Source organism: Acinetobacter sp. P37 (assembly GCF_057480965.1).
This window is the reverse complement of record NZ_JBLIYY010000013.1, coordinates 14,185-33,828: the sequence shown is the minus strand read 5'-3', so window position 1 is coordinate 33,828 and position 19,644 is coordinate 14,185. Positions and strand designations below refer to the sequence as shown.

Here is a 19,644-nt window from a genome sequence, read left to right as displayed (position 1 = left end):
AATAGAATTAATTTTCAGAACTTTGGATAATCAACGTTTCAATTGTATTCGCAGCAATATCATTATAATACGTACACTCTTTATTGACTTCTTCGATTCCTGCGTTAAAAGATATTTTATCCTCCAAGCTTACATACGGTTGATTAAGTAGATCAGTGTATTCCTTCAATCTACTCTCCAATGTAATATTAGGAGATTTATCCCAAAACCCTTCACTTAATTTATTATTTATATTTGCATAAATAATTGCTGCATAATATTCAGAGCCATCATACATTTTTTGATAAGCCCATGGTGTTCCACCCCAATTTCCTAAAACTTTATTTGAACCAAGCACTTTCAAGAATTGATCAAAAGTACTAATAAATTGACCATTGATATAAGGTTTCGCATCTAAATTAGTAATGACAAAATAGGGTAAAGAATAAGTAGTCTTTGATGACTTAAAACATTTTGAGCCTGTTGGGAACTTAGTCACATTACTTGAAGCCAAGAAATTTTTAAACTGTTTTCCTAATTCACCTGAATTAAACCAAACACTATTAGGATATTCTTTAGCAAGAATATTCCAGTAAACAGCCGTTCTTTCGCTGATCACCACATTATCCAATGCTATCCATTCACCAGTTTCTTGAATTTTAAACTGATTCAGTCCTTTTAATGTATATGGTGTTTTATTGAAAGTATTACCATCTTTCGAAACACTATTTATCTTATAAGTCCGATATCCCAAAGGGTAATTAGTTTGATCTGGCTCATATAACCCATCTTTACTAAGAATTGGGCGTTTATATAATTCAACATTTGATGGTTCTAATTTCTTATAATTCGTATACAAGATATCTGAATTGCGGGCATTTTTTATAATTTCTACAAAGCCTGTCTTGAATTGTACAGAACCCCAATTAAATTGAGTAAAACTATCAAAGCTTGAATTATTAACACCACTCCCTGCTGTTCCACCGTCTGGAGATGTGTCGTAAGACCCGCCTCCACCTCCACCACAAGCCACTAATATAAAACTTAAAAAAGAAAGACCCAAAGTTTTTTTCATCATTATTCCCTCTTAAACAGCGGAATAAGATACTCATTTAATTAAACAAAAGATATACATTGATACTTTTAATTAATTGATTTTTCTAAAAACTGAGCCTTCAGCGCTCCCAATTAATCTTAAAAACATTGCCACCAATAATGGTAATTGTGTATAGCTGGCCATCCACTTTGTATGTATAGATAATGCCTTTATGAGGCCAGCCATTACGATCATGCACTACACGAGTATCTACGGACTCAGGTTGTCCAAGTACATCCTTGAGTTTTGCTTCTGAGTTGCCAAGCTCAACAAAGCCATTGCTACCACGCAGTGCTCTCATATCTACAGCAAATGCTTGCGCTGACATAAATAATGCCAAAATCAAAACTAACTTTTTCACACTACACCCTCAATATAATTATTGATCACATATTAAGTGAAAATAGTAACTTACCTCAATGTTTACTTAGCTCATCTTGGAACGTTGTAAATCCTTTTTTATCTGCATGGTGCGCTACCCGAATAATGTTCGAATCAAACTTACCACGGTTGCGTTGATACTTTTCAGCCGCTTTTAAGTAGCCAATAAAAGCCCCATAGGTCATTTGCAGAATATCGTCTTGTCTATGGCCATACGCTATCAAGTACTGGAATGAATCAAACCAAGTTTGTTCAACACCACCTTTCTTCTTACGAATTTTAGGGCCTGGCTTAATGTCTTCATTGAAATATGCACCATTTACTTCGATCACATGTTTAAGAAGATGGCTAAACTCCAACGGATCTGATTCAGCGAGATCTAATAGCGTCTCTATTTCAGTGTTTGTACACATTGAGCAAAGTTGAAATACATGCGCGCCATAATCTTTAACCAGGCCTGCGCCGATTAAATCTGAATAATCACTTTGCTTTAGTCTGTCACGAATAACTGATGCAATCGGTGACCAGATATCAAAGTTTTGCATCTGCAGCTGCTTCACTTCCACATCATTGGCAAGCACTTTAATTGTGATCGAGCGATTATTCGCTAAAAAGAAATCATTCATGATTGAATCTCTAAAACTCAGGCACAAAAAAAGACGCTTATGCGCCGTGGAGTTCTTTGTGCCTGAATAGGTTTAAGCTTTCGGAATTGTCACAACGTGGCCATATAGACCGAGTGTTGCATCCGTTCCTTTGGTCACATCAGATAAGGCTTGACCTGAAATTTCATATTGGCCAAGGTCTTCATGAATTAATGGGAATGTAGTTTCTGGTGATTTTTTAGTACGCCATAAACGAATAGCCATACTGTCTCCAGTTGCAGTGTTAATCCCTTTAAAGAACAATTCATATTCTTTATTGAAATCACTCGCAATGGTGGTGTGACTTACTGCACCAGTGGTGTAAGTAGCTGTGACTGGCTCTGCAATCGTTTCTTTAAAAATCACGGTACCAAACACAGCATCAAGCTCATATTTCGATTCATCAATAGCTGCAGATCCAGCTTTAAACGAAACTGTTATAAGGCTATAGCCGTTGAGCTTAATTTCTTCACCGACTTTCACGGTACCCAGTGCTTGATCCGTCACTGTATCGCTAGCAACTTCTGACTTCATACCAGAAAGGATGTACTGAAGGTTAGCATCATCCACTTCTTCAAGTTGTCCTGAAAAGTTCACACCAGTGGTCTTTGTAAGCACAAAGTCTGTTGTACGTTGACCGGATGTGCTTTCTGTGTGCTCAACCTGATCAGTTGTAATTTCAAGCTCAAATTCAGGCACGTTACCAATATGGCGCATCGCACCTGCAACACCATTTGCAATCTCAGATAAATAGAATTTACCTTGGAGTGAAATATAATTTTTAGCCATCGGTTTTTACCTCTTTAGCGGGTTTATTTGGAGCAGATGGCTTCACTTCTTCAATGATTTTATCTGCAAGTAATTTGCTGATTTGATTCTCTGTCAGCCCACCAACAATATCGCCGGCAGAAAAACGCCCGACGGGTTGCCGGGCTTTATATTGTTTTGCCATGAATGGCTCCTAAATAAATTTTTGTGATTCAAAAATAATAGTGATGTATGCAAACCCAGGACTATAACCATCACGCACAGAAATCAGGTCTAATTCATTGCGAGAAGACTGCGGCTTCCAACCTGAAAGAAGTTGAATTACTTTTTCAGTTAATAGCCCTGCTTCATCACTGACTGCCCGACCATCATTCTGCTGCGACTGAGCATTGCGACACGCCACTGTCACAGCCCACTGTTGGCCTATCTGATTAATACGCCCTTTACCCGCGCTTGCTTTCTTGTCTATGCGTACAAAGTTGATATGCGCCGACGGAGTGACCTGCGACATTTCTGTGACCACTACTGAATTTAGCGGGATATAAATCTGCTTAAATTCTGAAATTTCTTTCAGTTTTTCTGCAATCTCATCACGTACCGCGAAGAAGGTACTCATCAATAAAACTTCCTACGATATTTAGGATCATTTCTTCATCTGCAGAATTGATACCTAATTGTGTCCTTGGAGGATTAACCACCTGTTTTACTTTTCTGTATTGACCACCAACAGCAAAGGTAATGTATTGGCTTGTCTTTGGCAGGATCGTAGCACCGAAGTGAAGGTATGGCGCATAAAAGACGTTTGTCCCAACCTCAACACCATTCGAAAGAACGTTGTATGTGTAAGAATTCATCAAGCGCCCAGTATCACGTAGCGTTTGACCACCTTGCATACCCTCTCTTCCCTGCATGCTTGCACGCCAAGATATCTTCCATGGGTTACCATCAACATCAAACCCACCAATGAATCTTTCTTGAACACTAGTTGTTAATGCCAGGCCTATGTCTTCATAGAGTTGAGCCTTTTCAGTATCAATGTTCAGCAGCTGACTCATTACCGCTTCAACCACTGAGCTATTTGAGTCAATTGTTAATGCAAACGCCATAACCACCTCACTGTATAACCATGTACAACAACATTGGCAAAAAATTTAAGCCAACTTCAATAAACACGTACCGCATGCATGAGCAATATTTGCCTTGGAAATTGTTGGACCATTGTTCACAAGCTCTGCCAATCGCTGCACATCAACATTCCCGCCATACCGCTCCACCACACCAAAGAACTCTTCAACATCATGCCCACGTATTTGCAGTATCGCGTGTCCTGTTTGACTGTCATAGCATGGCCCACCATTCGGACTAATCTTTTGCTTTAAGTGGTAAAGCTCATGTTCAACCAACGCCATGAATGATGAATCAGAACACTCAGAACAATACCGTGCGTCCAATGTGATTAACGCTTTTGGTAAAAATCCAAACCATCGAATCAGTTGAGCTTCTTGTCTGTATTTCTTCCATCCACTTGCTTGGAACTGAACAATCTCAGCCTGACCCAAAACCACACGACCTTGTTTTTCAAATCCACTCTCAGCCCACACGAAGCAAACACCAGAATGACCAATTAAGTGCTCATGATCTTTGTTATATAGCTTGCTGTTTGGGTTGAGAATAGTTTCTTGCAGCCAATCATGAATATCTGTAGCCGGTTCAAATAGAAATTCTTCCGACCAGTCCTTATCAATAAGATGTTCAGGCGGGTAAGGTCTTTTCATAATCTTCAGCCATTAAAAAACCTCCCGAAGGAGGCTGTATTAATTTTTTAGCTTAAGTTTTTCAATACTTAATCTACTAATTCTGCTTCCTGCGCTTCAACAATCCCATCATTTAATTCATTTTTTATATGATCAGGCATATCTGGGAAAAATTCGTTAAAATCATTATCTGTGATAAATCGATTAAACGCTAAAACACGCCACTTATTGTCATTGATATCTCGCACAAAAATATGATCAATTAGCATAGCTTCAACCACAACAGTTCCTGAAGTATTTAGACTTTCTCCTTCATCTACCTCCACCTCAAGAAATGCCTGAACTGGCACCACACAAATTTCACCAGACTTACTTAAAAGATTAGCTTTAGATGGTAACAACTCATGGATGTAAGGATTTGAAGAATCTTTGACATTGTGCTTAGCAATTTCTTTAATTCTTTTACTATATTCCCTTCTACTTATCCATTCATTGTTACTCCAGGAAGGTTTTGCAAAAGACAAATGCTTATCTACCCAAAATTGCTTATCTGGATGATTTTTACTAAATATGTATGTGTAATCATAATGCTGAATATAGTCATGTATATCATCTATACCACCAGTGTTCTCAGCATCTGACTTTTTCTGAATTATTTCTTTAAATAATGGGTAACTGTTTTCACAATCTAAAGTTGTAGCATTGGCAAAAGCAGCTAAACAACTAACAAGACCAACTAATATTTTTTTCATAAATTTATAACTTATAATTTGCAGGTAAGAAATCAATGTACATCAATTTTTAAGCTTAAAATTTGTTCTGAGTTATTAATTAATATCGATATTGTCAACAATACTCGAAATAATATCTTTACTTGTATTAACAACAGACTTTCCTGCTTCTACCAAGACTTCGATCACATCCACCGGGTTTGCGTGACCTATAGTATCAACAATAGAGTTTGATTGATTATTTTCTTGCTGAGGGTTTTGTTCAAGCTCGTTGTTTTCCAAAATATTACACCCTTCTTTTAAAATTAAAGCCCACCATTTGGCGAGCTTTTAAATCAACTTTAGTGCTTTACATACACTTCGGTCACTATAGCAGAAATATAGCAGTTGCCTTGATCAAGATCAACTACAAAACCATATTAGAAATAGAAAGAACCCAAAAACAGAAACGACAAATATTGCAGTTGGTACATTCCATTTTTTCTTTTGCCCCTGTATTGATGGCTGAGCATTATTGAATGATGAAACTTTTGAAAATGACACCCCCGTACCTGGAGCGCTTACACTACTTCGAACAGCCTTTTTCCCTACAGTTACTTGAGCACCTTTTCCACCAACTGACACTCCAGTTACGCCTTTTTTACTTACATTTAATCGAACACCTGGCGCAATCTTAAGACTCTTTCTAAAATTGAAACCCATTTTAAAATCTCTCTTTTAATGACAATGGCGCTCGCCACTTTTAGATTCTTTGTGACATCCATTTTTATCAGTACGACCACCATGAGCAAATATTGATGTTGTGAAAAGTGCTACTATGAGTAATATTGAAATTTTTTTCATCATGAAACCCCTTATTAGACAATTCAATCGTAATACATTGATTGTATAAATAAAAGGCAACTTATCCATATGTTATTTTTTAAACTCTATAAATCCATATCTGCTATGCAAAGCAGCTAAACCACATCTAACATCAAACTTTGCATCAACGCCGGTTCTACTTTCACTCACCATAGCAGACCATGAATTCCCATAAAAATAACGGCAAATAATGGCATCAAGCCATTCATCCAACACCTCTGACTGCCCTTGCATATCCAATATTAAGCGCTGCACTGCCCTAGCTTCATCGTCATCAATCTGACAAGTAATCTTAGTGCGAGATAACTTTGGCTGAGCATCAGATAAGAAATGAGCCGCTATAATCTCCTTCTTTTGCTCCTCAGTAAGTTTCTTGATTTTCTGCTTCACTACGGCCTGATCCATAGCCACTGCAATAGGATTGACGGTTTTCCCACAAGTACCTGACACAGAATTCATCCAAGCCCCGAACTGGTACAGCCATCCCTCTAAATCAAAACGTGTCCAATCTACCGACTGCATAATTGTTACCGCTGCATTCATCCCAAATCCCCTACCATCTTCTCAATCTGCTGAATTGCTAAACCTGACTTCACTTGCTCTGTACTAAACCGTATGACTTGATAACCCAGCATTGTTGCTGCGTTATATTTCTCCATATCACCGATATATCCTTTACCCCTTGTATGCCGTCCACCACTCCAAATACCACCTTCAACCTCAATCAAAATCATTCTTCCCTTTAGATGGAAATCAGCTCTCCATTTACGGCTCGGGTGAAACTTAAACTCTTGCTCGAAATCTATCTTTAATGCCTTGAGTTCCAGTGCCAATTTCGCCTCAAACTCATTGGGTACCTTTTGACTTTTAACCTTAGGTCTTTTGGTACCTCGTTTAGGTTTAGCATCACCGATCATTTGTTTGTATTCAGCAATTGAGTAGCTGGTCACTACTTCACTCCAAATAACTGCTTTGTTTTTTCAGTAGCGGTGTAAGCACGTTCTACTTGCTTGCCATTACTTTGCAGATACCCTGCTTCTACTAGCTTCTTAAGATGTAAATTTAATTGGCAACGGCCCCAATCAGTCACGTTTTCCTCAAGTTCTAAAGCAGTCACCTCAGCAGTAGAAAATGCGATGTATACAAGTACGTTTTTAATCTCTTCAAATTTTTTAACGAATGAGGTGTTCATGAAGCACCGCCTATTCGCTGATCTTCCCAATTGCATTCCACTGTGACCAGGCCATCATGTTGAAAACGAGACCAAAGACGATCACCCAGATCTTTTTGCAAATCCTCAATTGTCATATTTGAAATCAGCATGGTTGGTTTGGCCTGGTCATAACGTTCGTATAAAACTTTGTGCACCAACTGAAGTCTATTTTCATGACGGTCGTGCAAACCGTATTCATCTACAATCAGCAAGTCATAGTCAGCGAAGCGCTGTACTGCATTAGCCTCACTGTCATCGGCTTTTTTCCAAGCATTCGCAATTTCATTGGCGATATCTTCAGATGTGATGTAACGAGCGTACTTACGACTCTCAAGGACATTTCTAGCAACGGCACACGCTAGATGTGTTTTACCTGTGCCAGTACGGCCAACCATGATTAAATTGCGTTTGATGTCATTCTTGAAATCACTGGTAAACGACATACATTGCTGCTTTGCATTCATCTGTCCGTTATTGCTAATCTCATAGTCTCTAAAGCCATTGTTTGCATGACGAGCCGGTAACTTAGCTCCTTCAAAATGCTTTTCACGAACCATGCGATTTACCTCAATCTCGTGGTCCTGATGGGCTTTATTCAATATTTCAGTTGCACATTGCTTGCAAATTGCAGTACGACCAACTAAGACTTTTTGAGCTCGGTGTGTTTCACAGTATTCAGAACTCAACTGGATCTGCGCATTTAAAATTGAGGCGTTCATAGCAGTCCTCCACAGTCGATATCACTTGCAGGTGCATACTGCTGTACCTCCCCCCAAGCATCATTTACGTTTCGAGAATTTTGTTTTTCAGTGGTATGTGTTTTCGTTTTTGTTGCTTCACGTTCAGCCTTGGCCAATTGTTTTTCAAATTCCTGAAAAATCCATTGTGCAAACTTGCGAAGTTTTTGGTTGTTCGTGATCTGGTGATTATTTTCGTGGTGAGCGTTGAAGTTCCCAAGATGGAATTGAAAATCTGCCATGCCAAGAATTTCAGAAACTCGTTGAGAGTATTTTGTGGTTTTCAAAGCGAATGCCAGCTGCTCAAGATCTGGTGTCCACGAATCCACGTTTTGATTTTCAACGTGCGCGTTACTGTGTGTGTTTATATCTGTTGTATTCTCTGTAGGAACGAATTGCGCTTTTGTTTGCTCCCGAACTGCGCTTTCGTCAGTTGGGGAAATTACATTTTGTGAGTTCGCCAAAATCATCTCTGAAAGCCACTCGTCAAAGCGTTCTTCGTTAAATTTGAAGTACAAACGATGATCTAAACGCTTGTATGTTTCCGAGATTAAACCTAAGGCAACAAGCTTCTTTCGAGCACTCATCTGTTCTCGATATGACAAGCCAGTTTCTTCCTCAATTTGATCAGAAGTCTTGTACACGCCTAATGGGCTATCAGTCTTATCCGACCAAAAAACCATTTGGCCAAGAAAGATTCCTGCCTTCACACAGCCAATGTATTTACCTAGCTTGGGGAAATAGGCAATAGGTTGCCCTGTGCCACGTAGTGACAGAATATGGCTCACTGTTCACCCCTTCTTTCATTAATCCATATAAAACGCCCAAACATCAAAATCATTTCTGAACGCAGTAAGCTTGAGATAATTTCACCGGCATACCAGGCCGAGATCCGATGTTCATTGGTTAGCATTTCGATAAACTCATCACGTGTGACCGCAGCATTGGCTTCGTCACGATTGATCTTGCGCAAGTTGGCCTTACGGATATCCAGTATTCCATTAAGCGTGCGTAGCGCTGGGTCATACCACCCCTGAACGCCTTGCAGGTGTTTATGCTCAGGCTGCTTTTTAATTGCCCTGTTGCTGATCATGGAACCTCCGCAAGCGCTTGTTCAGCAGCAGTCAAACGACGTTTAGCCAAGACCTCTGCAACTGTTGCCGGACGTACTAAATGGCTCAGTGCAAAGTTGTGATTTCCATCCAGTAACACACCATCACCTTGGACTTTATGTACGGTCATCAAGTGGTCTGGTTTGATTGGATCAGTGAAGACCACGACGTCGCCATTAAGAAACCCTTCGTTTGCCATGTCATTGTTTTGTGGTATATTTGGTTTCATATTCATTTGTGATTTGCCTCATAAATTGAATTGGAAGCCTGATGTTCGAGATCAGGCTTTTTTATTGCTCGACGCATTTGTTTATTTGCATTTCTAGCTCTGCCAAAATTTCGTGCAGCATATGAATGACCTTTGACATATCAATCGCTTCGCCACGCGTAATTCGGCCATCTGCCATCATTTCTTTGAACTGCGCACATATATCTCCACCGCCCATTCCAATACTCAGCACTAAGTCTGTGAGCGCTGTATCTCGACATTCGGGTATGCATGGCAAGTTGATGGCCACTTTTCCATGTTGAGCATTTAGTCTTTGCAGAATTCGGTAATCCCCTGTCAGCTCCATAAGTTTTGAAGCCTCAAGTAAGGTGATGTGGTGTGTTTCCGTATTGGGATTCACTTTGCTGTTCAGTACCGCAGGGCTTTTAATGCCCATTCGTGGTGCTAGTGCATTCGCTCCACCTTGGTAGTCGTGAACTGTATTGTAAGCAGCATCCAATATGTTCATATCGGTGTCCTTTGAACGTGGTTATTGGAGGGCTGTGTTATTACCATTTTGGTTATTAGCGATTTGATTAGGATATAACCCAAAATGCTGAAGTACTTCCATTTCAGAAACCTCACCATTACTAGCTGTAGACAATGCTTTACGCAGCGTTTTACGGGGTTCTTTATATCCATACAGCAAATGTGACTTTATATAACCAACTGTTGTTCCTGCATCTTTTGCATATTTTTCTAAATCTTCTGGGCTTTTCTTAAGAATAAAGTCGCGGAAATTCATAGATTGATCCTCTCGTATCAATCTAAATATTACCTTTTAGGTAATGTAAATACAACCTTTTTTCTTGTTTACCTTTTTGGTGATGAAACTACAATTAACAAATGTGACGTGTCACAACAATTTCAGGAAATTTATGGACAGCAAATCAATTAGATACCAAAACACTCGCTTACTTGTTGATCAAGTTGGTGGTGTATCCAGTTTTGCTGACAAAATTGGGAAAGGACAATCTCAAACAAGCCAATTTGCAGGCACAAATCCAATCAAAGGTATTGGCAATAAAGTTGCTCGAGAAATCGAAGATGCTTTTGGTAAGCCACATGGTTGGCTAGATATACCGCAAGAAGGCACACAAACTCATGAAAAGAATGTTTCAGATCCAATCCCTTTAATTGGAAAATTAGTACCAGTTATTTCATGGGTGCAAGCCGGTGCGTGGACTACGGTCGATTCTGTACCAGCTGGTACACAGTTTGAGGAATGGTTACCGCCAAACCCTAAATGCGGAAAGAATGGCTATGGTTTGGAAGTAGTTGGTGAGTCTATGCTCCCCGACTTTCGGCCTGGCGATAAGATTTATGTAAATCCTGACTTTCAAATAACAGATTTAAAAACAGGTGATTTAGTTATTGTTTCCTGCCAAGGCGATAGTGAAGCGACTTTTAAGAAGCTTATTGTTGAAAGCGGAAATATGTATTTGCAGCCTTTAAACCCTGACTGGCCAGAGAAAACCATTGCTTTGGAGGATGGTTGTAAGTTGGTTGGTAAGGTTGTTGGGCTGTATCGGGATGTTTAAAATATATTTGGGGGTAATAAATGGCTACACAACAAAATATTCAATACCTTCCCTCTTCGCATTATATTGAATATCTTCGCGGTGCTACTGATGGCGTATCAGGAGCAACCCATATGGCAACTATTAAATGGGAAGATGGTGTAGAACGAGATTCATGGGTAAAAATCTATACAGGGGATAAACCTAGAAGCTTAATTAATGAAATGATTGGATATCTTTTAGGAACAGCTCTTAATTTACCAATGCCACCCAGAGCAGGTTTTCTATTAGTTGAAAATAAAATACTCTCTCCATCGTTAGTAAACCTACTTAGCGAAGTTGATCGTTACAGAGGTTTTACATTTGCCTGGGTCACAGAAGATATAAAAGGACAAAATCTTAGAATAGAAATAGAAAATAATCCTTCAATCATGAATGTGATGATCGATTATTTTAGCTCCTGTATGAAGGATTGGGATCATTTATCAAAATTAGTTGCGTTTGATGATTGGATATTAAATACCGATAGAAATATGGGGAATTCAATCCATTTACCGGATAAAACATTTAGCCTTATTGATCATGGTGAATGTATGCATGGAGGTAATTGGAAAGAAGAACAGTTACTGGATTTCAACTGTCATCATATAGGGTTCGCTAATAATTTACATCTAAAATTACTCCATGAAAAACATGCTGCTGCTGGACTATTTCAGTATGAAAACACTATGCGTGAACTTGAGGCGGCAAAACTAGAACATCAAAAGGCATTCTTAAAAGTTGAATCAGAAATCAGGCTTCACCTAGAGGATTTAATTGGGGATGAAATTATTGAGACTGGTATTGAGGAAATTCCTCCCTACTTTGCTTTAGAAACTGTATTAAATTTTCTAAAATTCCGATCAGACAGTTTTAAAAAATTTAGCGAAAGATGTGATACATTTCTTTCATCCCATTCTATTGTTCGCCCAATGAGCTAATATTATGAATAATTTCAAAGGACTAGAAGATAGATTTAAAAAAATCTCACCTCAAAAAACAAAAATCGAAGGCCATTGGACACAAATTCGCTGGACACCTGACCTAGTAAGCAATGAGCAGATATCAATTGGAGTATTTCTTGAGGAAAATGGATTTATACACACTAAATTTATTGAAGACTATGGTCGCCTAGAGTGTGTATATGGCAGCGATATCTCGAATAGTCTAGAATTGGCAATTGATTTAATAGAATATTTGATTAAACGAGATTGGAAAAAATCTGTTTCTCCTCAATTAATATTTGATCAACGTGGATTTGCTCGTGGAGATTCTATACAAGCTGTTTTAGATAAGTTATTCAATCGTGTAGTGCCTTTTGGTAAGTCTCATGACTTGCCAAATGAGCCAGTGGACCGGTTTCCAACGTATAGAACATCAAATCTAATCACTAATATTAAATCACGTATTTTTAATCAGACTGGAGATGCCGTATATGACATTTTTCCTGAGAAATCCTGGTTAGATATAAAAATTGGGAAGAAAATACACCAAATCGATGTGCCTATTCGCCCAAAAGGTACAAAGCAAATTGGAAACATCAACTCAACCATTTATAAAACATATGATAAGTTCGAAGTAAGCTGTCTCGCTGCGCTAACAGATCTGCAATTAGCAAAAAAATGTGGGCTTGGTGATGAAGCTATTTTATTTACATTATTACCTAATGATTATTCACTAAGTTTATTACCTGATGCAGAACAAGAAAAAAGATTTAATTTCCTAAAGCAATTTGAATGGAAATTAGAAATGAATGAAATAGTGCACAAAAAATATATTGAAGAAGTTGATATTTCCAATAATATTTTAAGTTGGGCAAAAAATATTATCCCTTCACCTGATCTCTTTAATTAAAAGCTATTATATAAAAACCCACCTTGCGTGGGTTTTCTTTTATCACGTGCCCTACTAGACTAGCCACAACTTAGAAGAATTTAAACCTATGGAAACCATCTCATTTTTATGTTTAATCACTTTTGGAATTTTTGGCTGCTATGAGCCTGAGCAGCCAGATCCTGAGCGTGAACAATTACTACTGGAGTATAAAGAACTTGATTCAAAGTTTATGTGGTATCAAGCTCAATTGATTGGACCTGCAACTGAAAATGAGCTACGTAAGCAAATAATCTGTAATGACTTCCCTAATGCATATGAACAAGAATACAAACCTTTGATGATCAAGCTTGAGGGTACTCATGAAACAGACCATTCTAAAGCTCTAATGAATGCTTTCGACTCATACAAATCGAAATATAATATTCAATGTAACTAAAGTTTAGAAGTTAACGTCTGTTGGGCATTTCCGGCATCAGTTTTTCTATCTTAGGATAAAGATCGCGTTCTGCAGCATCTAGTCTTGCTTTGGCATCAGCGATAACTTTTGCATAATACGCATCAGATGATCTTGCTTTAACTGCATCACAATTTATTTTTTTCTGGCAATTGTTATATTCTTGTTTGGCTATACTTGCTCTTTTCATAACATCATCATAATGCTTAACAGCCTCATACCATCTAACTTGCACATTTTCATCAAAAGTTGATTGGTCAGCATTCGCATGACACGTCATCACTGTTACACAGCCAATCATGATTAAAGTGTAAAATTTGAACATCTAAATACTCATATTTTTATTAGGGGTAGTGAGAGCTTAGCATAGCTTCATCTAACCCACCCCCAGCAGTGGTTTTTTATTATCGAATAAGTACACAAACAAACTTAGCTTAAAGAGCTTAATACAGCGATAGACGAATTCAGAAAAAAAGCAGATATTAGATGAAATAACTATTCGATTAAAAAAGGCATTCCTATGGAAAAAACAGTCATAGCCATAATTTTATCTATGATCGTCCTACTACTCATTTTTCTGTACTTCAAGAAAAAATAGCACCTTTTTATGCTCGCCCCTATACATTCTATTTAAAAAAAGAAGCAACAAACATCACCAACACACCTGGCAACATACCTAAAAAACTTGCTGCTTTAGCATCCATTTGATTATTTACTTTTTTGTGTAATACATATGGTCCAATGAATATTCCAATAAAACTCATCAATAGACCAATGCATATTAGAAAATCAGCCATGTATGCCGACTCAATTCAAATTAATTACGTAAAAAAGCCCATTTAATTATGGGCTTTTTATCATTTGTTTTGTTTAAGTAACACTTGATTGGTTACTTTCCAGCCTTCCCCCATGGCATGCTTAACTGTGTATTTAAATGTGTTTGCTGGGAAATTATTTCCTTGATCTTTACCACCGTACTTTTCATCGGCATAGCTTCCAGCAACAATTTCAAAATGATCCTTACTAATTTGTTTAACGCTATCAATGAATCGGAAATTAATACCAATATCTGCACCAAATGCTGCGTCATTTTGTACTAGAAATGGTCGCGAATCTGACCATTTGCTAACTTCTGACATAAAGAAAGACATTGTTCCACTACCACCGTTACAGCCTTTATCACCACCCCAAAATACATAATATTCCCTAATGCCTGTTTCATTATCTGAATAAATGGGATACACATCTTTCAAAGTTGTTTTATTAAAATCACTTTTAGGATCAAATGAATGCCAGCAAGAAGTAGCTTCTGCATATTTTTTCATCACGTTTAAAACTTGCGACTTTTCGCTTACTTCAGATGCGGCCAAAATTGTTGTTGAAGTACCGAGAATAAACATAATTGATAAAATTTTTGTCGAAATATATTTCATCTTAACCTATTAGATTTTATAAATTTTCTTCATTCTATACGATTCTTACTTAGTCATAAATTATTTTATATTTAAATATTAGTTATTTGATTTAAAAGCCATAGCTATCGACTAATTTCTTACATCCCACAATGGTTTTTTTCTTATCACAAAATCAAAAACAACCAAAAAGATAAATATAGATAATTTTATCTTGCAATAAATTACCTTTTAGGTAATATTTACCTCACAGACAACAAAAAAGCACACCGATCTTCGAACCCCGATGTGCTTTGCAAACTGCGAGATAAGTATGAACAAAACCTTAACCCCTTTCAATAGCCTCAAGGTAACACTTGTCGCTGCAACCGTAACAATCGGTGCATTAGCATTCGCCTACAAGCCGGAAGCTGCCAATACTCAGGTGCTTCACAAAAGCATACCTGAAGTTACTGCTGTCGCAGCAATGGAACTCAATTCTAAAACTTCAGGTAGTGCTGTTATTCGTTTAGACAACTTCACCTTAGACGTTAGCTTTGACTTTGAACAATTCGAAGACAGCTACGGCGTACCAGGCAGTGAATTCGAGACGGCTGAAATCACCCAGCTTTCTATCGAACACATTACCGATGAGTACGGTAACCCGTTCCCCGACTTCACAGACTACAACGACCACCGCAATATCAATGAAATGTTGGTGCAGCACATGATTAAAAACCGTTTGTTGGGAGTAGTGTGATGACTATTAATATTATTCCGGCAGACCAAGCACTAAATGTCAGTGCCATCATCACTTACATCTATGCAGATCCAGGCCTCGGCAAATCCTCTTTAGGCTTTACTGCTGATAAAGCTGTTTCCTTTGACTTTGACCGTGGTGCTCATCGTACCGGTGAACTTCGTCGTGGCGCAGTAATTCCAGTTCAACAATGGGCTGACGTTGCAGGTCTTACAACTCAAGACTTAGCACCTTACAACACTGTCGTTATTGATACAGTAGGCGCGATGCTTGAATGCATTAAAACCCACCTACTACTTCATCCTAACAACCGGCAGAAAGATGGCGCTTTAAAACTAAAAGCCCAAGGCTTGGCCAATCAAACTTTTAAGCAGTATGTGAATACCCTGATTAGCATGGGTAAAGATGTTGTCTTTATTGCTCACGCCTCTGAGGACCAAAACAATGATCAGATCATCTACCGTCCTGACTTAGGTGGTAAGAATAGAAATGAGCTGTACCGCATCGCAGATATGATGGGCTACATGACTACTGTCACTACTGGCGAAGGTAAGAATGCGCGTGTCATCAATTTCAAACCATCTCCCACTCACCATGCAAAAAACTCAGGGGCGCTTGGTGGAGAAACTGGAGAAGTTTGGGTACCTGACTTAAAAACAGAACCGATGTTTTTAGCACAATTAATTTCAGCAGCTAAGGCACACATCAATACATTAACCCCTGCACAATTGGCTTCAGCAAAAGCACTTGAAGACTTGGAAAACTGGAAACAAAGCTGTGATGAAGCTCTATATGCCAGTGACCTAAACCAGTTAACTGAGTCCCTTGATAAGAGTCATATGTATTACCAAAACATGCGCCAAGCCATGCTACTCAAAGCCAAAGAACTAAAGTGTACCTTTGATAAGCATAAAGAAACGTGGATGAGTCCACCTGAATTTAATGGCATATCAGATGTGCAACGTGATGATCTATTGGCCTTCATCGATGAGCGTGGATTAGATACAAAAACTGTATGCGAACATCTGGGTATAGATTCGCTGATGCAAATCGATGTATCGAAAATTCAAGAAGTAAAACAGGAAATAGATCAAATTGCTAAAGCGGGAGTAAATTCATGATTATCTTAAACGGACAAGAAGCATTTGCTGCCATGGCTGCAGGTCAAAATATTGAATGTCGTCATACTGGATCTGATTTAGATTTTGATAGCATTCGCAACTTCCCTGCGACTGTTTTCTTTGACCCTGATCATGAATTCCGTATTGCTGTCGTATATATGACCATTGGTACCATGCAAGTTCCAGAAGCCATATCCGAAGCACCTGCAAAAGGTACCCCATGTTTTGCTCCATCACTTTTAACAACTGAATTGAGTAAATCATTCAAATGGAAAAACTCTGCATCTGACTTGGAATTACTCACTCGTGGCTTAGTTCATCTATATGAAGATAATGCGGTAGTTCACGCTCAGGCATTAATTACAGTGAGTGGTGGGTCTTTAAATAAAGAAGAACCTGTCTCTGATAACTCACTGCCTTGGGAAAATGAACCGGCTACAGAAGCTGAAAATAGCCAAATTCAAACATCAAATGATGTGGAAGAAAAGACATTCGAACAATCTGCAGTTGAAGAAATTGAAACAGATCCAGTGAAACTGGTTGAAAAGTTCACTATGCAAATTAATGCATGTACCACTAATGATGCAGTCTTGGCATTACGTCCGGTGTTTATGGCAAATGGCCATTTAGAACGTGAACACACTCAGCACCTATGTAAGTTAACTGAGGATAAGCTGCTTAAACTAGATCCTGAGCAGTATACACCTAAGCCAGAACATACCGCTCATAACTTGAGTGTAGAAGAACTCAAGCGTTTGCAGGTTGAGGCTGAAAAGTTAGTAGCAGATAAAAAGTTAGCGAGTGAATCAACAGATGATGAATATCAAAACCTTTTAAATGATCTACTAACACGTGCAACAAATGCTCAAACACCTAAAGAAGCCACCGCCCTTACCGGCTATACACGCAACTGGACAGAAGTACAGCGTAAACCATTGTTGGATGCTATTCATAAGCGCCTACGTGAGCTTGCACCTGCAGAAGCTGAAATTAAAACTCCCCCTTCACTGATGGTTCAGATTCAGAATGCACCTGACTTAACTACATTAGATGCTTTGGAAATTGATGTTTCTGCACGTAGTCCTGAAATTCAACCAAAGTTAATGGACTACGTTAAAAAGCGCCGCTTCGAGCTTGAAAATCAAGCAAGTGAGGTTGTCCAATGAAATTCAACTACTCTTCTATGACTCGAATACTGACTGTATACGGGGCAAAAATGACTCACATATTTAACAATGTAGGCGCTGGTGAAATTGAAGAACTCATCATCGATGCAAAATTTAAGGAAGCTACTTGGAGATAAGGCATGACATTAAGAACATATTCAAAAGCATCAGACGATGAGAAAAATTTGGTCTTAGAACGTTTTTTAAATGCACATGAAGAACAGCTTTTCCCTCAGGAAGTCGTCGCACTATATCTCCAATGTTCTCCTTGGACTTTGGCCAAGATGCGCTGTGAAGACCAGTCACTTCCTTTTTCTAAGATTGGCAGTCGAATTGCCTATAAGAAAAAAGATGTGATGGCTTATCTTGAGTCAAAAACAGTGACGAATACGGCTCAATATTAATACTAAGGCGGGTTATCCCGCCTTTTTCAACTCACTTAACCGACAATTCCAAACATTTTCATAATTAAAACAATCAATTTTCTGCTGATAAACGCCTTCAATCATATTCATACATACGCGCAATTCCTCCAATGGGATTTGCACATAGCCACCTGTAACATCTACTCGAGGCTTTGCAGTATGGTTGAGTAGACGCTTAGTCACATAAATATTAAACCTTAATAAATTACACAATGTGGCGAACGTCCTTCGGAAGTCATGTGTAGACACATAAAATCCAACCTGATCACCTATTTCTTTTAATGTACGATCGATAGTCGTTGCGTGGATATTCCATGAAGTAGGCAATTTGGTCGCTGGGAAGACCCAATCATTTTCCTTAAGCAAAAATCTAGCTTTTAATATCGAAATGAGATGATCACCTAAAGGTAGCAAATGACTTTTACCATTTTTGGTATTGTTAAAAGAGACCACTCCTTTTTCTAGATCAACATTTTCCCAACGTAAGCTACAAGCTTCTACACGACGACAGCCGGTATACATGACAAATAAAATGATATCTCGATGTGTATTACTACGTGCAGTATCTTCTAAGTTGAGTTCATTAAAATAATTTATAACTGCTTGATAATATTTAAAGATTACATCTTTACTGAGGTAGCGCTCCCGAGGTGCAATGGTGTTCCATCCTATCGTCACTGAAATCACATCTACAGGATTAGATTTTAGAATTGGATTTTCATTGGTTGAATAAAGTACATGCATATATTTCCAAAGAGTACCAATCAAAGATACTGCACCATTGGCGCTTGAAGGACTAACCTCAGAAACATCTAAAAACTTATTCAGCAATTCATCTTTGGAAATTTCGAAAATTTTACGCTCTCTCCAACCCTTCAGGTACAGATCGATGTACTTGTTATATTGCCTCACTGTTTTCGGCTTAAAAGTTTTCTTGGTCAGGTAAATTTCAAGCGCTTCGCCTACTGTAATATTCAGTGGATTGAAACCGTCATCATTGCTTTTCATTTTATGTTCGTATTGGCCACTATAAATTTGAGCCAATATGATCTGTGCTTTCTTTCTCGCTCCGGCCACAGTAATATTTTCTAGATTACCAATGACGATTCTATATAGTTTATTGTTGAACTTTTTATCTACAATGAATGTTTTGCTATTGGATGTTACTCGAACACAAAAACCAGTAAGCTCACTGTCACGGTAAATCTTTTGGCCTGATGCAGTGAACTCTAATTCTTCTACGTATTGCTTATTAATTTTGATGCTCATAGACTTAACCCATCCCGCTAGAAACGAGAATTAAAATATTTTTCGGGAGAGTATACAAATCGTATACATCGGCAATTTTTTATAATTTTAATCGATAAAATATCAATTTAAGTATT

At 38.3% G+C, this 19,644-nt stretch carries 33 protein-coding genes; 8 read left to right on the top strand and 25 right to left on the bottom strand.

The genetic code is table 11. The annotated features are described in order from the left end of the window. Window positions 1-7: 7 nt before the first annotated feature. From AC25JC_RS12410 to AC25JC_RS12310, 21 genes are all read right to left on the bottom strand, one after another. Window positions 8-1,057, bottom strand: coding sequence for a hypothetical protein (locus AC25JC_RS12410; protein WP_486924147.1), 1,050 nt, complete (start codon window positions 1,055-1,057; stop codon window positions 8-10). A 97-nt stretch (window positions 1,058-1,154) separates the two neighbouring features. Further along, window positions 1,155-1,436 (bottom strand): hypothetical protein, encoded by a 282-nt coding sequence (locus AC25JC_RS12405; RefSeq protein ID WP_078193403.1) that lies wholly within the window; start codon window positions 1,434-1,436, stop codon window positions 1,155-1,157. A 55-nt stretch (window positions 1,437-1,491) separates the two neighbouring features. Next, entirely contained in the window at window positions 1,492-2,082 is a 591-nt protein-coding gene (locus AC25JC_RS12400; RefSeq protein ID WP_486924146.1) for a hypothetical protein, read from the bottom strand. Window positions 2,083-2,154: 72 nt separating this feature from the next. Further along, window positions 2,155-2,889 carry a phage tail tube protein gene (locus tag AC25JC_RS12395; protein ID WP_486924145.1) on the bottom strand — a complete coding sequence of 245 codons (735 nt, stop codon included), beginning with the start codon at window positions 2,887-2,889 and terminating at the stop codon, window positions 2,155-2,157. Next, complete coding sequence (locus AC25JC_RS12390; protein WP_168377671.1) at window positions 2,882-3,052, bottom strand: hypothetical protein; 171 nt, start codon at window positions 3,050-3,052, stop codon at window positions 2,882-2,884. Before AC25JC_RS12390 ends, AC25JC_RS12395 begins: the two co-directional genes overlap by 8 nt. Window positions 3,053-3,061: 9 nt before the next feature. Beyond that, window positions 3,062-3,484, bottom strand: a complete 423-nt coding sequence (locus tag AC25JC_RS12385) for a phage tail terminator protein (protein ID WP_486924144.1) — start codon at window positions 3,482-3,484, stop codon at window positions 3,062-3,064. Continuing rightward, the gene (locus AC25JC_RS12380) at window positions 3,459-3,974 is read right to left on the bottom strand and encodes a phage virion morphogenesis protein (protein WP_486924143.1); all 516 of its coding nucleotides are present in this window, start codon (window positions 3,972-3,974) and stop codon (window positions 3,459-3,461) included. Before AC25JC_RS12380 ends, AC25JC_RS12385 begins: the two co-directional genes overlap by 26 nt. Before the next feature lie 45 nt (window positions 3,975-4,019). After that, the gene (locus tag AC25JC_RS12375) at window positions 4,020-4,643 is read right to left on the bottom strand and encodes a putative metallopeptidase (RefSeq protein ID WP_486924142.1); all 624 of its coding nucleotides are present in this window, start codon (window positions 4,641-4,643) and stop codon (window positions 4,020-4,022) included. A gap of 68 nt (window positions 4,644-4,711) precedes the next feature. Continuing rightward, window positions 4,712-5,374 carry a hypothetical protein gene (locus AC25JC_RS12370; RefSeq protein ID WP_180128191.1) on the bottom strand — a complete coding sequence of 221 codons (663 nt, stop codon included), beginning with the start codon at window positions 5,372-5,374 and terminating at the stop codon, window positions 4,712-4,714. A gap of 75 nt (window positions 5,375-5,449) precedes the next feature. Beyond that, complete coding sequence (locus AC25JC_RS12365) at window positions 5,450-5,635, bottom strand: hypothetical protein (RefSeq protein WP_180115709.1); 186 nt, start codon at window positions 5,633-5,635, stop codon at window positions 5,450-5,452. Between the two features lie 120 nt (window positions 5,636-5,755). After that, complete coding sequence (locus tag AC25JC_RS12360; RefSeq protein ID WP_486924141.1) at window positions 5,756-6,055, bottom strand: DUF4236 domain-containing protein; 300 nt, start codon at window positions 6,053-6,055, stop codon at window positions 5,756-5,758. 15 nt (window positions 6,056-6,070) lie between these two features. Continuing rightward, entirely contained in the window at window positions 6,071-6,196 is a 126-nt protein-coding gene (locus AC25JC_RS12355) for a YHYH domain-containing protein (protein ID WP_486924177.1), read from the bottom strand. Window positions 6,197-6,268: 72 nt separating this feature from the next. Then, on the bottom strand, window positions 6,269-6,760 hold the full coding sequence (locus AC25JC_RS12350; RefSeq protein WP_486924140.1) for a hypothetical protein: 492 nt from the start codon (window positions 6,758-6,760) through the stop codon (window positions 6,269-6,271). Next, entirely contained in the window at window positions 6,757-7,167 is a 411-nt protein-coding gene (locus AC25JC_RS12345) for a hypothetical protein (RefSeq protein ID WP_486924139.1), read from the bottom strand. The genes AC25JC_RS12350 and AC25JC_RS12345 overlap by 4 nt, the downstream gene beginning before the upstream one ends. After that, the gene (locus AC25JC_RS12340; RefSeq protein WP_486924138.1) at window positions 7,167-7,409 is read right to left on the bottom strand and encodes a hypothetical protein; all 243 of its coding nucleotides are present in this window, start codon (window positions 7,407-7,409) and stop codon (window positions 7,167-7,169) included. Before AC25JC_RS12340 ends, AC25JC_RS12345 begins: the two co-directional genes overlap by 1 nt. Beyond that, complete coding sequence (locus AC25JC_RS12335; RefSeq protein ID WP_486924137.1) at window positions 7,406-8,149, bottom strand: ATP-binding protein; 744 nt, start codon at window positions 8,147-8,149, stop codon at window positions 7,406-7,408. The genes AC25JC_RS12340 and AC25JC_RS12335 overlap by 4 nt, the downstream gene beginning before the upstream one ends. After that, window positions 8,146-8,955, bottom strand: a complete 810-nt coding sequence (locus AC25JC_RS12330) for a hypothetical protein (RefSeq protein ID WP_486924136.1) — start codon at window positions 8,953-8,955, stop codon at window positions 8,146-8,148. Before AC25JC_RS12330 ends, AC25JC_RS12335 begins: the two co-directional genes overlap by 4 nt. Beyond that, complete coding sequence (locus tag AC25JC_RS12325) at window positions 8,952-9,260, bottom strand: hypothetical protein (RefSeq protein ID WP_486924135.1); 309 nt, start codon at window positions 9,258-9,260, stop codon at window positions 8,952-8,954. Before AC25JC_RS12325 ends, AC25JC_RS12330 begins: the two co-directional genes overlap by 4 nt. Continuing rightward, on the bottom strand, window positions 9,257-9,514 hold the full coding sequence (locus AC25JC_RS12320; protein ID WP_486924134.1) for a hypothetical protein: 258 nt from the start codon (window positions 9,512-9,514) through the stop codon (window positions 9,257-9,259). The genes AC25JC_RS12325 and AC25JC_RS12320 overlap by 4 nt, the downstream gene beginning before the upstream one ends. A 55-nt stretch (window positions 9,515-9,569) precedes the next feature. Beyond that, window positions 9,570-10,016, bottom strand: a complete 447-nt coding sequence (locus AC25JC_RS12315; protein ID WP_180089401.1) for a phage regulatory CII family protein — start codon at window positions 10,014-10,016, stop codon at window positions 9,570-9,572. Between the two features lie 21 nt (window positions 10,017-10,037). Next, window positions 10,038-10,292: a hypothetical protein gene (locus tag AC25JC_RS12310; protein ID WP_486924133.1), complete on the bottom strand. Its 255-nt coding sequence runs from the start codon at window positions 10,290-10,292 to the stop codon at window positions 10,038-10,040. Between the two features lie 133 nt (window positions 10,293-10,425). Between AC25JC_RS12310 and AC25JC_RS12305 the strand changes: the two genes are divergently transcribed. The 4 genes from AC25JC_RS12305 (at window position 10,426) to AC25JC_RS12290 (ending at window position 13,378) form a co-directional block, all read left to right on the top strand. After that, window positions 10,426-11,088: a LexA family protein gene (locus tag AC25JC_RS12305; RefSeq protein WP_486924132.1), complete on the top strand. Its 663-nt coding sequence runs from the start codon at window positions 10,426-10,428 to the stop codon at window positions 11,086-11,088. 20 nt (window positions 11,089-11,108) lie between these two features. Beyond that, window positions 11,109-12,047: a hypothetical protein gene (locus AC25JC_RS12300; protein WP_486924131.1), complete on the top strand. Its 939-nt coding sequence runs from the start codon at window positions 11,109-11,111 to the stop codon at window positions 12,045-12,047. A gap of 4 nt (window positions 12,048-12,051) precedes the next feature. Further along, entirely contained in the window at window positions 12,052-12,960 is a 909-nt protein-coding gene (locus AC25JC_RS12295) for a hypothetical protein (protein WP_486924130.1), read from the top strand. An 88-nt stretch (window positions 12,961-13,048) separates the two neighbouring features. Further along, entirely contained in the window at window positions 13,049-13,378 is a 330-nt protein-coding gene (locus tag AC25JC_RS12290; protein WP_486924129.1) for a hypothetical protein, read from the top strand. A 10-nt stretch (window positions 13,379-13,388) separates the two neighbouring features. On the opposite strand, the gene AC25JC_RS12285 is transcribed toward AC25JC_RS12290, so the two are convergent. From AC25JC_RS12285 to AC25JC_RS12275, 3 genes are all read right to left on the bottom strand, one after another. After that, entirely contained in the window at window positions 13,389-13,721 is a 333-nt protein-coding gene (locus tag AC25JC_RS12285) for a hypothetical protein (RefSeq protein ID WP_486924128.1), read from the bottom strand. Between the two features lie 301 nt (window positions 13,722-14,022). Beyond that, window positions 14,023-14,193 (bottom strand): hypothetical protein, encoded by a 171-nt coding sequence (locus AC25JC_RS12280; protein WP_486924127.1) that lies wholly within the window; start codon window positions 14,191-14,193, stop codon window positions 14,023-14,025. 60 nt (window positions 14,194-14,253) lie between these two features. Continuing rightward, window positions 14,254-14,829 (bottom strand): hypothetical protein, encoded by a 576-nt coding sequence (locus AC25JC_RS12275; RefSeq protein ID WP_486924126.1) that lies wholly within the window; start codon window positions 14,827-14,829, stop codon window positions 14,254-14,256. A gap of 292 nt (window positions 14,830-15,121) precedes the next feature. On the opposite strand from AC25JC_RS12275, the gene AC25JC_RS12270 reads away from it, so the two are divergent. The 4 genes from AC25JC_RS12270 to AC25JC_RS12255 all read left to right on the top strand — a co-directional run bounded on the left by AC25JC_RS12270 (window position 15,122) and on the right by AC25JC_RS12255 (window position 18,238). Next, window positions 15,122-15,547, top strand: a complete 426-nt coding sequence (locus tag AC25JC_RS12270; RefSeq protein ID WP_486924125.1) for a hypothetical protein — start codon at window positions 15,122-15,124, stop codon at window positions 15,545-15,547. Beyond that, window positions 15,547-16,668 carry an ATP-binding protein gene (locus AC25JC_RS12265; RefSeq protein WP_486924124.1) on the top strand — a complete coding sequence of 374 codons (1,122 nt, stop codon included), beginning with the start codon at window positions 15,547-15,549 and terminating at the stop codon, window positions 16,666-16,668. Before AC25JC_RS12270 ends, AC25JC_RS12265 begins: the two co-directional genes overlap by 1 nt. Continuing rightward, window positions 16,665-17,834: a hypothetical protein gene (locus tag AC25JC_RS12260; RefSeq protein ID WP_486924123.1), complete on the top strand. Its 1,170-nt coding sequence runs from the start codon at window positions 16,665-16,667 to the stop codon at window positions 17,832-17,834. The genes AC25JC_RS12265 and AC25JC_RS12260 overlap by 4 nt, the downstream gene beginning before the upstream one ends. 140 nt (window positions 17,835-17,974) lie before the next feature. Next, complete coding sequence (locus AC25JC_RS12255) at window positions 17,975-18,238, top strand: helix-turn-helix domain-containing protein (RefSeq protein WP_180115727.1); 264 nt, start codon at window positions 17,975-17,977, stop codon at window positions 18,236-18,238. A 12-nt stretch (window positions 18,239-18,250) separates the two neighbouring features. Here the strand turns inward: AC25JC_RS12255 and AC25JC_RS12250 are convergent, their stop codons facing one another. Continuing rightward, window positions 18,251-19,522, bottom strand: a complete 1,272-nt coding sequence (locus AC25JC_RS12250; protein ID WP_486924176.1) for a tyrosine-type recombinase/integrase — start codon at window positions 19,520-19,522, stop codon at window positions 18,251-18,253. Between the last annotated feature and the right edge of the window lie 122 nt (window positions 19,523-19,644).

What these genes read in the sequence shown, in the direction of transcription:
- AC25JC_RS12410 (WP_486924147.1), bottom strand. Translation starts at nt 1,057, where the DNA reads ATGATGAAAAAAACTTTGGGTCTTTCTTTTTTAAGTTTTATATTAGTG.
- AC25JC_RS12400 (WP_486924146.1), bottom strand. Translation starts at nt 2,082, where the DNA reads ATGAATGATTTCTTTTTAGCGAATAATCGCTCGATCACAATTAAAGTG.
- AC25JC_RS12395 (WP_486924145.1), bottom strand. Translation starts at nt 2,889, where the DNA reads ATGGCTAAAAATTATATTTCACTCCAAGGTAAATTCTATTTATCTGAG.
- AC25JC_RS12390 (WP_168377671.1), bottom strand. Translation starts at nt 3,052, where the DNA reads ATGGCAAAACAATATAAAGCCCGGCAACCCGTCGGGCGTTTTTCTGCC.
- AC25JC_RS12385 (WP_486924144.1), bottom strand. Translation starts at nt 3,484, where the DNA reads ATGAGTACCTTCTTCGCGGTACGTGATGAGATTGCAGAAAAACTGAAA.
- AC25JC_RS12380 (WP_486924143.1), bottom strand. Translation starts at nt 3,974, where the DNA reads ATGGCGTTTGCATTAACAATTGACTCAAATAGCTCAGTGGTTGAAGCG.
- AC25JC_RS12375 (WP_486924142.1), bottom strand. Translation starts at nt 4,643, where the DNA reads ATGAAAAGACCTTACCCGCCTGAACATCTTATTGATAAGGACTGGTCG.
- AC25JC_RS12370 (WP_180128191.1), bottom strand. Translation starts at nt 5,374, where the DNA reads ATGAAAAAAATATTAGTTGGTCTTGTTAGTTGTTTAGCTGCTTTTGCC.
- AC25JC_RS12360 (WP_486924141.1), bottom strand. Translation starts at nt 6,055, where the DNA reads ATGGGTTTCAATTTTAGAAAGAGTCTTAAGATTGCGCCAGGTGTTCGA.
- AC25JC_RS12355 (WP_486924177.1), bottom strand. Translation starts at nt 6,196, where the DNA reads ATGAAAAAAATTTCAATATTACTCATAGTAGCACTTTTCACAACATCA.
- AC25JC_RS12350 (WP_486924140.1), bottom strand. Translation starts at nt 6,760, where the DNA reads ATGAATGCAGCGGTAACAATTATGCAGTCGGTAGATTGGACACGTTTT.
- AC25JC_RS12340 (WP_486924138.1), bottom strand. Translation starts at nt 7,409, where the DNA reads ATGAACACCTCATTCGTTAAAAAATTTGAAGAGATTAAAAACGTACTT.
- AC25JC_RS12335 (WP_486924137.1), bottom strand. Translation starts at nt 8,149, where the DNA reads ATGAACGCCTCAATTTTAAATGCGCAGATCCAGTTGAGTTCTGAATAC.
- AC25JC_RS12325 (WP_486924135.1), bottom strand. Translation starts at nt 9,260, where the DNA reads ATGATCAGCAACAGGGCAATTAAAAAGCAGCCTGAGCATAAACACCTG.
- AC25JC_RS12320 (WP_486924134.1), bottom strand. Translation starts at nt 9,514, where the DNA reads ATGAATATGAAACCAAATATACCACAAAACAATGACATGGCAAACGAA.
- AC25JC_RS12315 (WP_180089401.1), bottom strand. Translation starts at nt 10,016, where the DNA reads ATGAACATATTGGATGCTGCTTACAATACAGTTCACGACTACCAAGGT.
- AC25JC_RS12310 (WP_486924133.1), bottom strand. Translation starts at nt 10,292, where the DNA reads ATGAATTTCCGCGACTTTATTCTTAAGAAAAGCCCAGAAGATTTAGAA.
- AC25JC_RS12305 (WP_486924132.1), top strand. Translation starts at nt 10,426, where the DNA reads ATGGACAGCAAATCAATTAGATACCAAAACACTCGCTTACTTGTTGAT.
- AC25JC_RS12300 (WP_486924131.1), top strand. Translation starts at nt 11,109, where the DNA reads ATGGCTACACAACAAAATATTCAATACCTTCCCTCTTCGCATTATATT.
- AC25JC_RS12295 (WP_486924130.1), top strand. Translation starts at nt 12,052, where the DNA reads ATGAATAATTTCAAAGGACTAGAAGATAGATTTAAAAAAATCTCACCT.
- AC25JC_RS12290 (WP_486924129.1), top strand. Translation starts at nt 13,049, where the DNA reads ATGGAAACCATCTCATTTTTATGTTTAATCACTTTTGGAATTTTTGGC.
- AC25JC_RS12285 (WP_486924128.1), bottom strand. Translation starts at nt 13,721, where the DNA reads ATGTTCAAATTTTACACTTTAATCATGATTGGCTGTGTAACAGTGATG.
- AC25JC_RS12280 (WP_486924127.1), bottom strand. Translation starts at nt 14,193, where the DNA reads ATGGCTGATTTTCTAATATGCATTGGTCTATTGATGAGTTTTATTGGA.
- AC25JC_RS12275 (WP_486924126.1), bottom strand. Translation starts at nt 14,829, where the DNA reads ATGAAATATATTTCGACAAAAATTTTATCAATTATGTTTATTCTCGGT.
- AC25JC_RS12270 (WP_486924125.1), top strand. Translation starts at nt 15,122, where the DNA reads ATGAACAAAACCTTAACCCCTTTCAATAGCCTCAAGGTAACACTTGTC.
- AC25JC_RS12265 (WP_486924124.1), top strand. Translation starts at nt 15,547, where the DNA reads ATGACTATTAATATTATTCCGGCAGACCAAGCACTAAATGTCAGTGCC.
- AC25JC_RS12260 (WP_486924123.1), top strand. Translation starts at nt 16,665, where the DNA reads ATGATTATCTTAAACGGACAAGAAGCATTTGCTGCCATGGCTGCAGGT.
- AC25JC_RS12255 (WP_180115727.1), top strand. Translation starts at nt 17,975, where the DNA reads ATGACATTAAGAACATATTCAAAAGCATCAGACGATGAGAAAAATTTG.